Source organism: Aeromonas sp. A04 (assembly GCF_047780465.1).
GTDB classification, from domain to species: Bacteria; Pseudomonadota; Gammaproteobacteria; order Enterobacterales; family Aeromonadaceae; genus Aeromonas; species Aeromonas bestiarum.
On sequence record NZ_JBLNHP010000001.1, the window covers coordinates 435,769 to 451,314 of the forward strand.

Below are 15,546 nucleotides of genomic sequence, written 5' to 3' on the forward strand. Positions count from 1 at the left end.
GAGTTTACAACAGTCCGGGACACCCTGCTCAGCCGCGCTGGCTCAGGATACCGTCTACCAGGCCATAGGCCACGGCTTGATCGGCCGACATGAAATTGTCACGGTCGGTATCACGCTCTATGGTGGCCATGTCCTGTCCGGTGTGGAAGGCCAGACGATCGTTCAGGGTATTCTTGATCTTCAGGATCTCCTGGGCATGGATCTGGATGTCAGATGCCTGGCCCTGGAAACCGCCCAACGGCTGATGGATCATCACGCGGGCATTGGGCAGGCAGAAGCGCTTGCCCTTGGCACCACCGGCCAGCAGGAAGGCGCCCATGGAGCAGGCCTGCCCCATGCAAACTGTGCTGACATCCGGCTTGATGAACTGCATGGTGTCATAAATGGACATGCCGGCCGTGACGGCACCACCCGGAGAGTTGATGTAGATGCTGATGTCCTGATCAGGGTTCTCTGACTCCAGGAACAGCAGCTGGGCTACCACCAGATTCGCCATGTGATCCTCGACCTGACCGGTCAGGAAGATCACCCGCTCCTTCAGCAGACGAGAATAGATGTCGTAGGAACGCTCCCCTTTTGCAGTCTGCTCTACCACCATGGGGATGAGCGCATTGCGTGGGGATTCAGTCACATCGTTATAGTTCTTGTACATAAGGCATTGTCCCTAAAATAAAATGGCCCGAGTGGAGATCACACGAGCCATTATACTTAACAGTCTTGACCTTAAGTCAAATGTTCTTAGGCAGCGGCACCGGACTTGTTGATCACTTCGTCAAAGGCAACTTCTTTCTCGCTCACTTGCGCCTTGGACAGGATCAGGTCGATGGCTTGATCTTCAACCGCCAGATTGCGCACGCCATTCAGCATTTGCTCATTCTTCTGGTAGTACTCGATCACTTCCTTCGGATCTTCGTAGGCAGTGGCCATGGACTCGATGATGCTGGTCACGCGGGCATCGTCAGCCTTGATCTCGTTGGTGCGGATGACGTCACCCAGCAGCAGACCTACGCGAACACGACGCTCGGCCTGGGCCTGGAACAGCTCGGCCGGCAGCTCAGGTGCGTTGCCGCCCTGGAAACCACCGAAACGCTGCAGGGCCTGTTGACGCAGGGTGTCGATTTCCTGAGCAACGGCAGCCTTCGGCAGATCGATCTGGTTGGCTTCAACCAAGCCGTTCAGCACTTGCTCTTTCACGCTGTTTTTCAGGGCTTGAGCCAGTTCGCGCTCCATGTTCTTGCGCACTTCGGCTTTCAGCTCTTCAACGTTGCCGCTCTCGATGCCGAAACGCTTGACGAACTCTTCGGTCAGCTCAGGCAGGATCTGCTCTTCAACCTTGTTCAGCTTGGAAGCGAACTTGGCGGCTTTGCCTTTCAGGTTTTCGGCGTGGTAGTCAGCCGGGAAGGTCACGTCGATGGTGAACTCGTCGCCTGCTTTCTTGCCCATGATGGCGTCTTCGAAGCCCGGGATCATGCGGCCGGCACCCAGTACCAGGTTGAAGCCTTCGGCTTTGCCGCCGTCGAACTCTTCACCGTCGATGGAACCGATGAAGTCCATGGTCACACGCATGCCATCGGCAGCGGCGGCATCAACATCAGCCCAGGTGGCGTGCTGCTTGCGCAGGGTGTCGATCATGTTGGCCAGATCTTCATCCTTGACGGTCGCAACCGGCTTCTCGACCTTGATGGTCTCGAGGCCAGCCACTTCAAACTCGGGGTACACTTCGAAAGTGGCGCTGAATACGAAGTCCTGACCTTCCTGGATCTCTTTCGGATCCATGGTCGGGGCACCGGCCGGGCTCAGTTTGTTTTCGATGATGGCCTTGATGAAGTTGCTCTGCATCATTTCATCAGCAACGCGAGCGTGAGCCATGGCACCGAACATCTTCTTGATGATGGTCACCGGAGCCTTGCCAGGACGGAAACCGTCGATGCGACGGGTTTTGGCCAGGCCATTCAATTCTTTACGCACGGCAGCGTCAACGGTAGCAGCCGGTACAGTGATGGTAAGACGGCGTTCCAGACCCTGGGTTGTCTCTACAGAAACTTGCATTCTTTTACCTCGTTCAACTCAGCACTGTGTGCTGACCCTTATTGCCCCTGGGCAAAGCCCGGAGTCTTCCTGTTTATAAAGACAACGACTGTCTTTGTGATGAGAAAATATGACGCGACATTATAGCGGCGCACTTTGGTCGAGTCGAGCCACACATCCCCCAACGGGGGTGCAGATGGCACAATTCGCGCAAATCTGACTCTTATATGGGGAAGCCCAGGCCCGACTTCAAGCGCGCAATGCACAAGAATTTGCACTTGCTCACCTTTTTTCGCGCAAAGGCCTACTTTTTCACCTCATTTCCCGCTAAAAAGCCACCCGGTTCGCGGGCTGCGACCCAAATTGTCCACCCCATCACATCAACCATTGCGTCCATGGCTGCTGCTCGCTATGGTGACAGCCAAATTTATGAGTCTGGAGTGACCAACATGGCCTTTTTCCGCTTCTTGTTTAACCTGCTCTGGTTTGTACTGGGGGGCGTCTTCATGGGGCTGGCCTGGTGGCTGGCCGGGCTGCTCTGCTTTGTCTCGCTGATCGGGATCCCCTGGGGTCGCGCCTGCTTCGTCATCGGCACCTTCACCTTCTTCCCGTTTGGCAAGCAGGCGGTGAGCCGCAAGAGCATGACGGGGCAGAGTGACATAGGCACAGGCACCCTGGGGCTGATTGGCAACATCCTCTGGTTCCTGGTGATCGGGATCTGGCTGGCCATCGGCCACATCGCCTCGGCGCTGGCCTGCTTCGTGACCATCATAGGCATCCCGTTTGGCATCCAGCACCTCAAGCTGGCGCTGATTGCCCTGGCCCCCATAGGTCAGATGGTGGTGACCAACCACGAAGCCGAATCCGGTCGCTACATTCGCTGAACACCACGAAAATCGCACAGGCAAGCTGCCTGCGCCGCAAAAAAAGGGCAGACTAGAGTCTGCCCTTTTTCATTGCCACCGTCCGAGGCCAACCATGCTTCCCAGCCACTTTTTCGCCAATCTCGCCCGCATGAAACTCATCTATCGCTGGCCGCTGATGCGCAACATACAACCCGAAAACATCGCCGAGCACAGTCTGCAGGTGGCCATGGTGGCCCACGCCCTCGGGCTCATCCACAATCGGCTGTTTGGGGGCAAGGTCGATGCGGATCGCGCCGCCGTGATGGCGCTCTATCACGACAGCAGCGAGGTGCTGACCGGCGATCTGCCTACCCCGGTCAAGTACTTCAATCCAGAAATTGCCCGGGAGTACAAGAAGATAGAGCTGGCCGCCGAGCAGCGCCTGCTGGCCATGCTGCCGCCGGAACTGGTGGAGGATTTTCGCCCCCTGCTGGACTCGGGCGCGCAGGATGCCGAGCTGGCCCGGCTGGTGAAGGATGCCGATACCCTCTGCGCCTACACCAAGTGTCTGGAGGAGATCAATGCCGGCAACCGGGAGTTCGAGCCGGCGCGCAAGCGCCTCGAAGCCATGCTGGAGGCGAGGATGAGCCCGCAGATGCGCTACTTCATCGACGTCTTCGTGGCCAGCTTCTCGCTGCCGCTGGATGAGCTCAACGCCCACTAAGCCAGTCCAAACGGCCTGAAAACAGAAGGGCCCGCCGGTTTGCACCGGTGGGCCCTTCGTTCTTTATCAGCAGATCAGATGCCGTGCATCAGTGTCCCAGCTCCCGGGACGGCACCAGACCGCTCGCCCGCCAGGCAGGGTAAAGCGTCGCCAGCAGACTCATCAGCATGGCCGCGCCGGTCACGATCAGCAGATCCTGCATGTGCAGTTCGGTCGGCAGGAAGTCGATGAAGTAGATGTCGGGGTTGAGGAACCTGTGGCCTATCAGCCCCTCGATGAAGCTCAGGATCTGGGTCAGCTTGCTGGAGAGCAGGCCGCCGAGCAGGGCCCCGAGCAAGGCGCCGAGCACCCCGTTCACCATGCCCTGAATGACGAAGGTGAGCCGGATCTGACCCGGGCTCGCCCCCATGGTCTTCAAGATGGCGATCTCGCTGCGCTTCTCGTTCACCGCCATCACCAGGGTGGAGACTATGTTGAAGCAGGCCACCGCCACCACCATCAGCATCACCACGTACATGACGGTACGCACCATCTGGATGTCCTGATAGAGATAGCCCTGGCGGCTCATCCAGCTGCTGATATAGACGTAGTGCGGGAATTTCTGGGCGGCGGCCACAGTGATGGACTGCGCCTTGAGCACGTCGTTCACCTTGAGGCTGAAGCCCTCCACCGCACTGCCCATGCCGGTAATGGCCTGGGCATCGGCCAGGTGCATAAAGCCCAACACGCCATCTAATTGGCCGCCGATCTCCAGCAGTCCCACCACCTTGAGGGATTCCCGTTTCGGGTTCTTGATGGCGGACGCATCGCCCGCCTGGGGCAGCAAGAGAGCGACCGTATCCCCGATGGTGACCCCCAGCTTGTCTGCTATGGTCTTGCCGAGAATGAGCCCGTGCTCACCGGCCTGCAGCTCGCGCAGACCGCGCCCCGTCATGTACTTGCCCGCATCGGACAGATTGGCTTCGAGCTCGGGCAGCACGGCGCGCACCTGCAATCCCTTGAGGGCATTGCCGTGCTCCAGCAGCCCATCGAGCCGGATGACGGGCGCGGCGGCTTCCACGCCGGGCTGGGCCAGCAGGTAGTCCCGCAGTTTTGGCCAGTCGGGCAGCGGCGCCTCCATCCCCATCAGCTCACCATGAGGCACCACTGAGAGCACCCTGTCTTTGAGCTCCCGCTCGAACCCGTTCATGGCAGACAAGCCCAGAATGAGCGCCATCACCCCGAGGGCGATACCGATGAGGGAAGAGGCGGAAATAAAGGCGATGAAGCCGTTGCGACGACGGGAGCGGCTGTAACGCAGGCCCAGAAAGAGGGGCAGCGGTTTGAACATCAGGCGACCTCCGCCATGATGCCGCTCACCAGGGTCACCCGCCGATGGAGCTTGGCAGCCAGGCTGAGATCATGGGTGACCACCACAAATGCCGTGCCCAGCTCGCGGTTGAGCTCGCACAAGAGCTCGTAGACGGCGGTGGCGCTGGCGTGATCCAGGTTGCCGGTGGGCTCGTCCGCCAGCACCAGGCTCGGCTCATTGACCAGGGCGCGAGCGATGGCCACCCGCTGGCGTTCGCCACCCGAGAGCTCGGAGGGCCTGTGATTCAGGCGATGGGAGAGCCCCACCCGCCCCAGCATGCGCGTCGCCTTGTCGGTGGCGCTGGCCACAGACTCGCCGGCGATCAGCAGCGGCATGGCGGTGTTCTCCAGGGCGGTGAACTCGGCGAGCAGGTGGTGGAACTGGTAAACAAAACCCAGCTCCTGATTGCGGAATCTGGCCTGGGTGCGACTGTCCCAGTGGTGGATGTCCTGCCCCTTGAACAGCACGGCGCCGCTCGACGGGTTGTCCAGCGCCCCCATCAGGTGCAGCAGCGTGGTCTTGCCCGAGCCCGAGCTGCCCACCACCGCCAGCATTTCGCCGGGGGCGACGGACAAGTCGATCCCCTTGAGCACCTGGGTCTCCAGCTCGCCCTCTTTATAGACATGATTCAGAGCCTGGCAACGCAGCAGAGGTTCACAGGAGAAGGGTTCATTCATAAACGGGGCTCCACTAACGCCGGATGTAACAAGAGAAGATGACTTATTCATAACGCAGTGCCTCGGCCGGTTTCACCCGGGCCGCACGGGCCGCAGGGTAGAGGGTGGCGCTGAAGCTGAGCAGCACGGCCCCCAGCAAGATGGTGATGACCTGAGCCGGCTCCACTATCACCGGCAGACCGCTGCCACCGGCCGTCATGTAGAGGTTGAGCCCCACCGCATCGAGCAGGGGGTTGAGGCCGAGCGAGAGGCCGAGCCCGGCCATACCGCCGAGCAGGGCGCCGATCACACCGCTGGAGGCGCCGAGTACCATGAAGATCTTGACTATCCCTGCCTCGCTCATGCCCATGGTGCGCAAGATGGCCACCTCCCCTTCCTTGTCGGTGACCACCATCACCAGCGCGGAGAGGATGTTGAAGGTGGCGACCGCGATGATCAGCACCAGCATCAGCCCCATCATGCGCTTCTCCATGGCGACGGCCTGGAACAGCTCGCCACGCTCGCGGCGCCAGTCCTGCCACTCCAGTCCGTCCGGCAGCGCCGTCTTTATCACCTGATCGGCGGCGAAGGGATCGTCCAGCCAGAGCCGAATGCCGCCGACGGTTTCTGTCGGCAGGCGCAGCAGACGCTGGGCATCCCCCAGCGCGATCAGCGCGACCTGGCTGTCCACGTCGGCACCAACCCCGAAGATCCCGGAGACGGTAAACAGCCGCTGGGCCGGCACCCGGCCAAAGGGGGTGAAACGGGTGCCTTCGGTCAGGATCAGACGAACCTGATCGCCCATGGAGACCTTGAGGCGATTGGCCACCCCCTGCCCCAGCACTATGTGGTATTCACCGCGCTGCAGGCTGTCGAGGCGTCCCATCTGCATCTGGGCATGCAGTATGTCATCCTTTGGCCAGCGGGCCGGATCTATGCCCTGCACGCTGACGCCGGTGAGCTGACCCGGGCTCTGCAGCATGCCTTCGCTGTCGAGCATGGGGGCGCTGGCGATCACATGGGGCAATTTGGCCAGATCGGGCAAGCCTGCGGGCTGGGCGTCGATGCGGCCAGCCTGATTGGTCACCACCACATGGGGGATCACTCCCAGGATGCGCCCCTTGAGCTGCCCCTCGAAGCCGTTCATCACGGAGATGACCACCATCAAGGCCGCGACCCCGATGGCGATACCAAAGGTGGAGAACAGGGAGATGAATGAAACGAAGCGGTTACTGCGTCGTGAGCCTGCGTAGCGAAGGCCTATGGCCAGCGACAGCGGCTGAAAAAGTCCAGTCTTCAAGGATATCTACGTTGCCAACAAAATAAGATACCGGATAATAAAGGGAAACCGTCCATGACAACAAGGGATAGCCTCCATGCAGGAACAGTTCTTCAGCGTCACCCATGCCACCCCGGTCAATGTGATCCCCATGCCCGGTGACTTTCATCTGCCGACGCTGGAGGCACTGGAAGCCGAACTGCCCGAACCCTTTCGCATCGCCTCCTCCATCACCTCCATCGACATGGTGACCAGTCGCCTGATGCGCAACCAGAACGAGTCGATGCACGACCTGGTGGAGATAGTCAATCAGCAGTCCCGCAAGATCGACATGATCATGGGCTATGTGCTGTCGGTGCAGGATCACCCCGAACATCGCTTCCACACCCTGCGCTTTGGCGCCGGCCAGCTCACTTACCTGCATCCGCGCCAGGGCCATGGTGAACCGCCGCACCTGCACCAGATAGTGCGGCTCAAGATCTTCCTGCGGGAAGAGGCTTCCGCCATCTACTGCTACGGCCAGGTCAAGCAGCTGGAACCGAGCGAGCACGGCATGCACGTGGTGCTCGACTATGTGCGGATCCGCGAGGATGACCGCGAACTGCTGGTGCGTGCCAGCCTGCATGTGCAATCCAAGCAACTCAAACTTCGTGCGCAAGACCGCCAACGTTAAAAGAATCGAATGATGCCAATGAAGCTTCCCGCCTTGCCCGCCAAGGCGGGCCAAAAGTTAACGCTCGGCCAGTTGACAGGCAGCAGCCTCTCGCTGGTTGCCGCCCGCCTCACCCAGGAGGCCGACCGCCCCGTCCTGCTGGTGACCGCCGATACCCCGAGTGCCCTGCGCCTCGAGCAGGAGCTGCAGTTCCTGCTGGCAGATCAGGGCTTGCCTGTGCTGATGTTCCCGGACTGGGAGACCCTGCCCTACGACACCTTCTCTCCCCATCAGGACATCATCTCCCAGCGCCTCGAGACCCTCTACAAGCTGCCGCAGATGAGCGCCGGCGTGCTGATCGTGCCCATCTCCACCCTGATGCTGCGCTGCGCCCCCCGGGTCTATCTCGACAAGTACAGCCTGATGGTGAAGGCCGGCCAGCGTCTCAACCTGCAACAGTTGCGGGGGCGCCTGGCCGAAGCCGGCTACGTGGCGGTGGAACAGGTGCTGGAGCACGGGGAATTTGCCGCCCGTGGCTCACTGCTCGATCTCTTCCCCATGGGCAGCAACAGCCCCTATCGCATCGACTTTTTCGATGACGAGGTGGACTCCATACGCCCGTTCGATCCCGAGACCCAGCGCTCCAGCGAACCGGTCAAGACGGTCAGCCTGCTGCCGGCCCGGGAGTTTCCCACCGACGAGGCCGCCATTGAGCTGTTTCGCGGCCAATTTCGCGAACAGTTCGAGCTGTCGCGCGCCGAGGGCTCCGTCTATCAGGAGGTGAGCAAGGGGCGCTGGCCCGCCGGCATCGAATACTATCTACCGCTCTTCTTCAGTCAGACCGCCAGCCTGTTCGATTATCTGCCGGACAACACCCTGCTACTCACAGTAGGGGATATCTATCCCGCGGCCCAGCGGTTCTGGAACGACATAGGCCAGCGCTATGAGGACAGACGCTGGGACAACACCCGCCCGCTGCTGCCCCCTCAACAAATCTACCTGCCGGTGGAGCAGCTGTTTGCGGCGCTGGGCCACTATGGCGCCGTGCGGTTGCAGGAGGTAGCCACCGACGGCGGGGCCGGCCAACGGGATCTCCCCATAGCCCCCCTGCCCGACCTGCAGCTCGATCACAGCAAGGAGCAGCCCATGCTGGCGCTGGGCCAGTTCCTGGACAGCTTCACGGGCCGCACACTGTTTGCGGTGGAATCCGAAGGACGCCGGGAAGTGCTCGGCGATCTGCTGGCACGAATATCCTTGCAACCCAAGGAGTTCGCCTCCCTCGAGTCCTTCATGGCGAGCAAGGCGCGCCACGGCCTGCTGGTGGCGCCACTGGAGCGAGGCTTCCTGCTGCAGGAGAGCGGCAAGGACGCGCTCGCCCTCATCACAGAGACCGAGCTGCTGGGGGGCAAGGTCCGCAGCAAACGCGCGCGGGAGAAGAGCAAGAACCTGAGCTCGGACGCCGTGATCCGCAACCTCGGCGAGCTGACCCAGGGCCAGCCTGTGGTGCACCTGGATCACGGGGTCGGCCGCTATCTCGGACTCGAGACCATAGATGCCGGCGGTCTGCCCACCGAGTTCCTGACCCTGGAATACGCCGGTGGCGACAAGCTGTTCGTGCCGGTGACCAGTCTGCATCTTATCAGCCGCTATACGGGTTCTGACAACCCGCCCAGCCACAAGCTCGGCGGCGAGGCCTGGGTCAAGGCGCGGCGCAAGGCGGCGGAGAAAGTGCGCGACGTGGCGGCCGAGCTGCTGGATGTGTACGCCCTGCGGGCGGCCCGTCACGGTTTTGCCTTCCAGCACGACAGGGAGGCCTACCGCCAGTTTGCCGCCGGTTTCCCGTTCGAGGAGACAGAAGATCAGCTCAACGCCATCAACGCTGTGCTGGGGGACATGTGTCAGGCCAAGAGCATGGACCGGCTGGTATGCGGCGACGTGGGCTTTGGCAAGACGGAAGTGGCGATGCGAGCGGCCTTCGTGGCGGTCCATGGCGGCAAGCAGGTGGCCGTGCTGGTGCCGACCACCCTGCTGGCCCAGCAGCACTACGACAACTTCCGCGATCGCTTCGCCAACTGGCCGGTGCGGGTCGATGTGTTGAGCCGCTTCCGCTCCGCCAAGGAGCAGAATGCCGTCATGAAAGAGCTGCGCGAGGGCAAGGTCGACATCATCATAGGCACCCACAAACTCTTGGGTTCAGAGCTCACCTTCAAGGATCTGGGGCTGCTGGTCGTCGATGAGGAGCACAGATTCGGGGTGCGCCAGAAGGAGAAGATCAAGGCGCTGCGGGCCGACGTGGATATTCTCACCCTCACGGCGACGCCGATCCCGCGTACCCTCAACATGGCGATGGCCGGCATGCGGGATCTCTCCATCATAGCTACCCCGCCCGCCAAGCGGCTCGCCATCAAGACCTTCGTACGCCAGCAGGAGCCCGCGGTCACCCGCGAGGCCGTGCTGCGTGAACTCAAGCGCGGCGGCCAGGTCTACTACCTGCACAACGACGTGGAGAGCATCGAAAAATGCGCCAGCGATCTCGCCGAACTGGTGCCCGAGGCGCGCATCGGCATCGCCCACGGCCAGATGCGCGAGCGCGATCTCGAGCGAGTCATGTCGGACTTCTACCACCAGCGCTTCAGCCTGCTGGTCTGCACCACCATCATAGAGACCGGCATAGACGTGCCGAGTGCCAACACCATCATTATGGACCGCGCCGATCATCTGGGGCTGGCCCAGCTGCATCAGTTGCGGGGCCGGGTTGGCCGCTCCCACCACCAGGCCTATGCCTACCTGCTCACCCCCCATCCCAAGCTGATGAGCAAGGATGCGGTCAAACGGCTCGAGGCCATCGCCTCGCTCGAAGATCTCGGTGCCGGCTTTGCGCTGGCGACCCACGATCTGGAGATCCGCGGCGCCGGCGAACTGCTGGGCGACGATCAGAGCGGCCAGATCGAATCGGTCGGCTTCACCCTCTACATGGAGATGCTGGAGCAGGCGGTCGAGGCGCTGAAAAATGGCAAGGAGCCGTCGCTGGAGCAGCTGATGAGCCAGCACACCGAAGTGGAGCTGCGCCTGCCCGCGCTCTTGCCGGACGACTACATACCGGACGTCAACATGCGCCTCTCCATGTACAAGCGCATCGCCAGCGCGGCGGACGAGCAGGAGCTGCGCGAGTTGAAGGTGGAGCTCATCGATCGCTTCGGCCTGCTGCCGGAGGCAACCAAAACCCTGATGGAGCTGGCCGCCTTCCGCCAGCGTGCCACCGCCCTTGGCATTCGCCGGGTGGAGATGAGCGAGCGCGGCGGTTACCTGGACTTCACCCAGGAGACCCGGGTCAACCCTGGCTATCTGGTCAAGCTGCTCTCCGAGCAGCCGCGCATCTACAAGATGGATGGGCCGACCCGCTTGCGCTTCCAGGTGCCGACCCAAGACCGCGCCATGCGCCTGAAACTGGTGGATGGCTTGCTGGCGGATCTTGCCAGCCATACCAGTCACTGAGGCAAGCGACCTCACCCAAACAAAACGGGAGCCAAATTGGCTCCCGTTTTTTATCTGCTCATCGCAGGCACGACATCCTGGCATCACCCCTGACTGGCAGGATCCTCATGGGCGGAGAACTCCCGCATGAAGGCCTCGGCCCGCTCCACCATCTTGGTGGAACCGACGAAGTAAGGGGTGCGCTGGTGCAGTGCTGTGGGCTGCACATCCATGATCCGGCCGAAACCGTCGGACGCCTTGCCACCGGCCTGCTCCACCAGAAACGCCATGGGGTTGCACTCGTAGAGCAGGCGCAGCTTGCCGTTCGGAGAATTGGTGCCGGACGGATAGATGTAGATGCCGCCCTTGAGCAGGTTGCGATGGAAATCGGAGACCAGTGAGCCGATGTAGCGGGAGGTGTAGGGTCTGTGGGTCGCCTCGTCCCGCTCCTGGCAATATTTGAGGTATTTCTTCACCCCGTCCGGGAACTTGATGTAGTTGCCCTCGTTGATGGAGTAGATCTTGCCCTCCTCCGGGATGCGGATGTTCTCGTGGGAAAGGCAGAAGCAGCCGATGGAGGGGTCGTAGGTGAAGCCGTTGACACCAAAGCCGGTGGTGTAGACCAGCATGGTGGAGGAGCCGTAGACCACGTAACCGGCGGCGACCTGGCGGTTGCCCGGCTGCAGGAAGTCTTCCAGGGTAACACCGGCACCGGGCGTGCTGACGCGGCGGTAGATGGAGAAGATGGTACCGACCGAGACGTTGACATCTATGTTGGAGGAGCCGTCGAGCGGGTCGATCAGCACCACGTATTTGGAGTGACGGGAGAGCTCGGAATCGAAGGAGACAAAATCCTCCTCCTCTTCGGAGGCCATGCCGCACACTTCGCCGCGGGCCTCCAGCGCCGCCTTGAAGCGCTCGTTGGCGTACACATCCAGCTTCTGCTGCACCTCGCCCTGCACGTTTTCAGCGCCCATGGAGCCGATGATGTCTGCCAGCCCCGCCTTGTTGATCTCCCGGTTCACCACCTTGGCGGCCAGGCGGATGGAACTGAGCAATGAGGTCAGCTCCCCGGTCGCGGTGGGATAATCCGCCTGCTTTTTGACGATGAACTCGCCCATGGTGATCATGTTTCGCATTATTGTTCCTTTAAGATCGTTTCCGTTGGCTTTGAAAACGTTTGCACGCGTCAACAAAAAAAGTGCCGATCCTCGGCAGCCTTGTTTTGTAACCTAATGTAACGCCTGTTTTTTGTTTTTGCAGCGAATTAAGCCGCTGGATAAATGCGCACCCTGGCCGTCGAGCCCCTGTCAAAACCCCCTTTAATCGGTGCCAATCGGTGACTTTCACCATGTTAATTCGTGGTGAAAAGTCACGAACAGGCCGCCATGGTGGGTGCAACAGCCCACTTGGCCCCCTATCTGGGTAGCGGACGGCAAGGTCAGCGTCCCCCTCTTGAGATCTCCAGATCAATCCAGCACACTGGCCAGGCTTTGGAAGCAAAAAAACATAAGGATATTCAATGAAAAGGACACTCATTGCCGGCACGGTTGCCGCCCTGTTCGCATTACCCGCCCTGGCCGCCCAGGTACCGCCCGGCACCAAGCTGCTAGCCGCCGATCAACAAACCTTCGTGCGCAATATAGGCACTGAACCCGCCTCCATCGATCCCCAGATGGTGGAAGAGAGCGCGGGCAGCGATATAGTCAACGATCTGTTCGAGGGGCTCTACACCCTGGATGGCGACGGCAAGCTGCAAGCCGCCGGCGCCCTTGGCTACGAGCTCGACGGCACGGGCACCGTCTACACCTTCAAGCTCAGACCCGAGGCCAAATGGTCCAACGGCGAGCCGGTCACGGCGGCAGATTATGTCTATGGCTGGCAGCGGGCGGCGGATCCCAGAAACGCCTCCAACTATGCCTGGTTCATCGAGCTGACCGGCGTCACCAACGCCAGTGACGTGGTGCAGGGCAAGAAGAGTCCGGATACCCTCGGCATCAAGGCACTCGATGCCCATACCCTGCAGATCACCTTAAAGAACCCTGTGCCCTTCTTCCTCAAAACCCTCTCTCACTACACCACCTTCCCGGCGCCGAAGGCGACCATAGAGAAGTTCGGTCATGAGTGGGTCAAGCCGGGCAACATAGTCTCCAACGGCGCCTTCGTGCTCAAGGAGTGGACCCCCAACGAGCGGCTCATCTCCGAGCGCAACCCCTATTACTGGGACAACCAGCATACAGTGCTGAACAAGGTGCTCTATCTGGAGATAGTCTCGGACACCGCCGCCTACAACCGCTATCGCGCCGGTGAGCTGCACTACACCACCTATCCGCTGGAGCAGTACAAGCAGCTCAAGAGCCAGAGCCCGGAGGAGCTGATCAATGCCCCCCTGCTCGCCACCTATTACTATGTGTTCAACACCCAGCGCAAACCGTTCGACAATCCCAAGGTGCGCAAGGCGCTGTCCCTTGCCATCGACAGAGACACCATCACCGAGAAGATCCTGGGACAAGGTCAGATCTCTGCCTTCAGCCTGACCCCGCCGAGCGTCGACGGCTTCGAACTCAAGCGCCCTGCCAGCCAGTTGCTGAGCAAGGAAGAGAGGATCAAGCAGGCGAAAGCGTTGCTGAGCGAGGCGGGCTACGGCCCGGGCAAGCCGCTGGATGTGGACATCCTCTACAACACCAGCGAGGGGCACAAGAAGATAGCCCTGGCCATCTCCTCCATGTGGAAGCACAACCTGGGGGTCAGCGCCAGGCTCAACAACATGGAGTGGAAAACCATGGTGTCAGTGCTCAACGAGGGGGATTTCGGCGTCAGCCGCTACTCCTGGAACGGGGATTACAACGATGCGTCGACCTTCCTCGACATCATGACCTCCAGCAGCAGCGCCAACAGCGGCAAGTGGTTCAACAAGCAGTATGATGCCCTGCTGGCCAAGGCCCATGACTCCAAGGACCCGGCCGAGCGCAACCAGCTCTATCAGCAGGCCGAGGCACTGATCGATGACGAGGCCCCCATTGCCCCCGTCTATTTCTACGTCAAGTCGCGGCTGCTCAAGCCCAACATCAAGGGCTATCCCTATCAGAACCCGCAAGACGTGGTCTACTCCAAAGACCTCTATCTCATCGCGCAGTGACGCCCTGAGCCCCTGAATAGAAAGACCGCCTCGAAGGCGGTCTTTTTTTCAATCATCCCGGCAGGCGGCCAGCGCCACCCGGCGCCGGCGCAGCACCACAGGCTGTACCAGCAGTTGCGCCAGCAAGACCCCTAGCAGTGTCATGCCGCCCCCTATCAGGTGATAGCTGGTCAGCTTTTCCCCGAGCCAGCTGATGGCCAGCGCCGCCGTCATCACAGGCAACAGGTTCATGAAGATAGCGGTACGGCTCGCCCCCAGCAGGGCTATGCCCTGCATCCAGAGCCAGGGTGACAAGGCCGAGGTAGGGATACCGGCGTAGAGGATGAGCCAGAGCGCGCGGCCATCTGGCCACTGCCCGTCCACCAGCAGGTAAAACGGGGTGAGAAACAGCAGGCTGCACAGCACCTGGCCATAGAGCATGGACCAGTTGTCCAGCCCCAGATCCCACTTCTTGAGCAGCACGCTGTAGAGCGCATAAGTGCCCGCCGACAGCAGCATATAGACGGAGCCGATGTGAATGCCCTGGGTGATCAGGCGGGAGGGATCCCCCTGCCCCAGCAAGATGGCCAGCCCCAGAATGGAGATGACGCCGCCGAGCAGGGCGCCCCAGGTTGGGCGCTCGCGCAGCAGCCAGATGCTGAGCACCACAGTCATCAGCGGGGTCAGCCCCATCATCAGGCCGATTTCAGTCGCCCCCAGGGTTTGCGCCGCGTAGTAACCGAAGGTCTGGTTCAACACCATGCCGAGCAGGGCCAGCGCCGCCAGCTGGTAGAAGCCGGCCCGCAGCTTGGCGCGATCCCGCCAGGCGCGGTGCGCGAGGAAAGGCGTCAATATGATGGCGGCCACCATCCAGCGTGACCAGGCCAGCGCCGCGGGTGAGAGCACCCCGACCGCCAACTTGCTGACGATGGCGTTGCCGGCCCAGATGGCCATGCAGGAGAAGGGAAACAAGAAGGCAAGGGGCATCACTATATCCAGAAGAAAGCAGCGGGTATTTCCGGCGGGAAGTATAGAGAGGCAAACAGGATTAGCAAGTGCTTGCCGGCCTTGCCGATGCAGGCGGGTTTGAAACGGAATCGAACAGAGCCAATTCGGGCAGATCAGGGCCAAAAACAATCATGCCCGCACGGTGGCGGGCATGAAGCGTCTGGATGGGATAGTGAAAGTATCACGCCGCATCCATGTGCAGTCTGGAGATCATGGCGTTGACCTCGACCACGGTCTGGCGGTGGGGAATGTCAGCTGGCGTTGGCATCATCAGCAAGCCTGACTGGAAATCAAAACGCCCCCTGCCGTGGATATAGATCCGTCCCTTGAAGAAGGTTTTGACATGTTTTGCCACCATCAGTGGCAGGTACTTCTTGAACACTCTCATCGTTTGCAACCTCTTGCAGTTGT

13 protein-coding genes are annotated in these 15,546 nt (G+C 61.0%); 5 read left to right on the forward strand and 8 right to left on the reverse strand.

The window, feature by feature from the left end:
• Window positions 1-28 precede the first annotated feature (28 nt).
• Window positions 29-652, reverse strand: coding sequence for an ATP-dependent Clp endopeptidase proteolytic subunit ClpP (gene clpP / locus ACM3N8_RS01940; RefSeq protein ID WP_042871569.1), 624 nt, complete (start codon window positions 650-652; stop codon window positions 29-31).
• 86 nt (window positions 653-738) lie between these two features.
• Window positions 739-2,049, reverse strand: a complete 1,311-nt coding sequence (gene tig / locus ACM3N8_RS01945; protein ID WP_043555496.1) for a trigger factor — start codon at window positions 2,047-2,049, stop codon at window positions 739-741.
• A gap of 428 nt (window positions 2,050-2,477) precedes the next feature.
• Here tig and ACM3N8_RS01950 point away from each other — a divergent pair, with 428 nt between their 5' ends.
• Together ACM3N8_RS01950 and yfbR are read left to right on the forward strand one after the other, a co-directional pair.
• The gene (locus ACM3N8_RS01950; RefSeq protein ID WP_011898663.1) at window positions 2,478-2,912 is read left to right on the forward strand and encodes a YccF domain-containing protein; all 435 of its coding nucleotides are present in this window, start codon (window positions 2,478-2,480) and stop codon (window positions 2,910-2,912) included.
• Between the two features lie 94 nt (window positions 2,913-3,006).
• Entirely contained in the window at window positions 3,007-3,597 is a 591-nt protein-coding gene (yfbR, locus tag ACM3N8_RS01955) for a 5'-deoxynucleotidase (protein ID WP_098984203.1), read from the forward strand.
• Between the two features lie 88 nt (window positions 3,598-3,685).
• On the opposite strand, the gene lolE is transcribed toward yfbR, so the two are convergent.
• The 3 genes from lolE to ACM3N8_RS01970 are packed head-to-tail and all read right to left on the reverse strand — an operon-like array spanning window position 3,686 to window position 6,904.
• Complete coding sequence (lolE, locus tag ACM3N8_RS01960; protein WP_098984204.1) at window positions 3,686-4,927, reverse strand: lipoprotein-releasing ABC transporter permease subunit LolE; 1,242 nt, start codon at window positions 4,925-4,927, stop codon at window positions 3,686-3,688.
• A complete protein-coding gene (lolD, locus tag ACM3N8_RS01965; RefSeq protein WP_043555492.1) occupies window positions 4,927-5,625 on the reverse strand; it encodes a lipoprotein-releasing ABC transporter ATP-binding protein LolD in 699 nt (232 codons plus the stop codon). The genes lolE and lolD overlap by 1 nt, the downstream gene beginning before the upstream one ends.
• 43 nt (window positions 5,626-5,668) lie before the next feature.
• Entirely contained in the window at window positions 5,669-6,904 is a 1,236-nt protein-coding gene (locus ACM3N8_RS01970; RefSeq protein ID WP_290016726.1) for a lipoprotein-releasing ABC transporter permease subunit, read from the reverse strand.
• 76 nt (window positions 6,905-6,980) lie between these two features.
• On the opposite strand from ACM3N8_RS01970, the gene ACM3N8_RS01975 reads away from it, so the two are divergent.
• Together ACM3N8_RS01975 and mfd are read left to right on the forward strand one after the other, a co-directional pair.
• The gene (locus tag ACM3N8_RS01975; RefSeq protein ID WP_042871557.1) at window positions 6,981-7,556 is read left to right on the forward strand and encodes a PilZ domain-containing protein; all 576 of its coding nucleotides are present in this window, start codon (window positions 6,981-6,983) and stop codon (window positions 7,554-7,556) included.
• 9 nt (window positions 7,557-7,565) lie between these two features.
• The gene (mfd, locus tag ACM3N8_RS01980) at window positions 7,566-11,030 is read left to right on the forward strand and encodes a transcription-repair coupling factor (RefSeq protein WP_290016728.1); all 3,465 of its coding nucleotides are present in this window, start codon (window positions 7,566-7,568) and stop codon (window positions 11,028-11,030) included.
• Between the two features lie 83 nt (window positions 11,031-11,113).
• On the opposite strand, the gene fbp is transcribed toward mfd, so the two are convergent.
• Window positions 11,114-12,148, reverse strand: a complete 1,035-nt coding sequence (fbp, locus tag ACM3N8_RS01985) for a class 1 fructose-bisphosphatase (protein WP_043555489.1) — start codon at window positions 12,146-12,148, stop codon at window positions 11,114-11,116.
• Between the two features lie 383 nt (window positions 12,149-12,531).
• On the opposite strand from fbp, the gene ACM3N8_RS01990 reads away from it, so the two are divergent.
• Window positions 12,532-14,148 (forward strand): peptide ABC transporter substrate-binding protein, encoded by a 1,617-nt coding sequence (locus tag ACM3N8_RS01990; protein ID WP_290016729.1) that lies wholly within the window; start codon window positions 12,532-12,534, stop codon window positions 14,146-14,148.
• A gap of 48 nt (window positions 14,149-14,196) precedes the next feature.
• On the opposite strand, the gene ACM3N8_RS01995 is transcribed toward ACM3N8_RS01990, so the two are convergent.
• Together ACM3N8_RS01995 and ACM3N8_RS02000 are read right to left on the reverse strand one after the other, a co-directional pair.
• Window positions 14,197-15,114 carry a DMT family transporter gene (locus ACM3N8_RS01995; protein ID WP_290016730.1) on the reverse strand — a complete coding sequence of 306 codons (918 nt, stop codon included), beginning with the start codon at window positions 15,112-15,114 and terminating at the stop codon, window positions 14,197-14,199.
• A gap of 202 nt (window positions 15,115-15,316) precedes the next feature.
• On the reverse strand, window positions 15,317-15,523 hold the full coding sequence (locus ACM3N8_RS02000) for a DUF1107 domain-containing protein (RefSeq protein ID WP_042037401.1): 207 nt from the start codon (window positions 15,521-15,523) through the stop codon (window positions 15,317-15,319).
• Window positions 15,524-15,546: the final 23 nt, after the last annotated feature.

What these genes read in the sequence shown, in the direction of transcription:
- lolD (WP_043555492.1), bottom strand. Translation starts at nt 5,625, where the DNA reads ATGAATGAACCCTTCTCCTGTGAACCTCTGCTGCGTTGCCAGGCTCTG.
- ACM3N8_RS01990 (WP_290016729.1), top strand. Translation starts at nt 12,532, where the DNA reads ATGAAAAGGACACTCATTGCCGGCACGGTTGCCGCCCTGTTCGCATTA.
- ACM3N8_RS01950 (WP_011898663.1), top strand. Translation starts at nt 2,478, where the DNA reads ATGGCCTTTTTCCGCTTCTTGTTTAACCTGCTCTGGTTTGTACTGGGG.
- ACM3N8_RS01975 (WP_042871557.1), top strand. Translation starts at nt 6,981, where the DNA reads ATGCAGGAACAGTTCTTCAGCGTCACCCATGCCACCCCGGTCAATGTG.
- yfbR (WP_098984203.1), top strand. Translation starts at nt 3,007, where the DNA reads ATGCTTCCCAGCCACTTTTTCGCCAATCTCGCCCGCATGAAACTCATC.
- mfd (WP_290016728.1), top strand. Translation starts at nt 7,566, where the DNA reads ATGATGCCAATGAAGCTTCCCGCCTTGCCCGCCAAGGCGGGCCAAAAG.
- tig (WP_043555496.1), bottom strand. Translation starts at nt 2,049, where the DNA reads ATGCAAGTTTCTGTAGAGACAACCCAGGGTCTGGAACGCCGTCTTACC.
- fbp (WP_043555489.1), bottom strand. Translation starts at nt 12,148, where the DNA reads ATGCGAAACATGATCACCATGGGCGAGTTCATCGTCAAAAAGCAGGCG.
- ACM3N8_RS02000 (WP_042037401.1), bottom strand. Translation starts at nt 15,523, where the DNA reads ATGAGAGTGTTCAAGAAGTACCTGCCACTGATGGTGGCAAAACATGTC.
- clpP (WP_042871569.1), bottom strand. Translation starts at nt 652, where the DNA reads ATGTACAAGAACTATAACGATGTGACTGAATCCCCACGCAATGCGCTC.
- ACM3N8_RS01995 (WP_290016730.1), bottom strand. Translation starts at nt 15,114, where the DNA reads ATGCCCCTTGCCTTCTTGTTTCCCTTCTCCTGCATGGCCATCTGGGCC.
- lolE (WP_098984204.1), bottom strand. Translation starts at nt 4,927, where the DNA reads ATGTTCAAACCGCTGCCCCTCTTTCTGGGCCTGCGTTACAGCCGCTCC.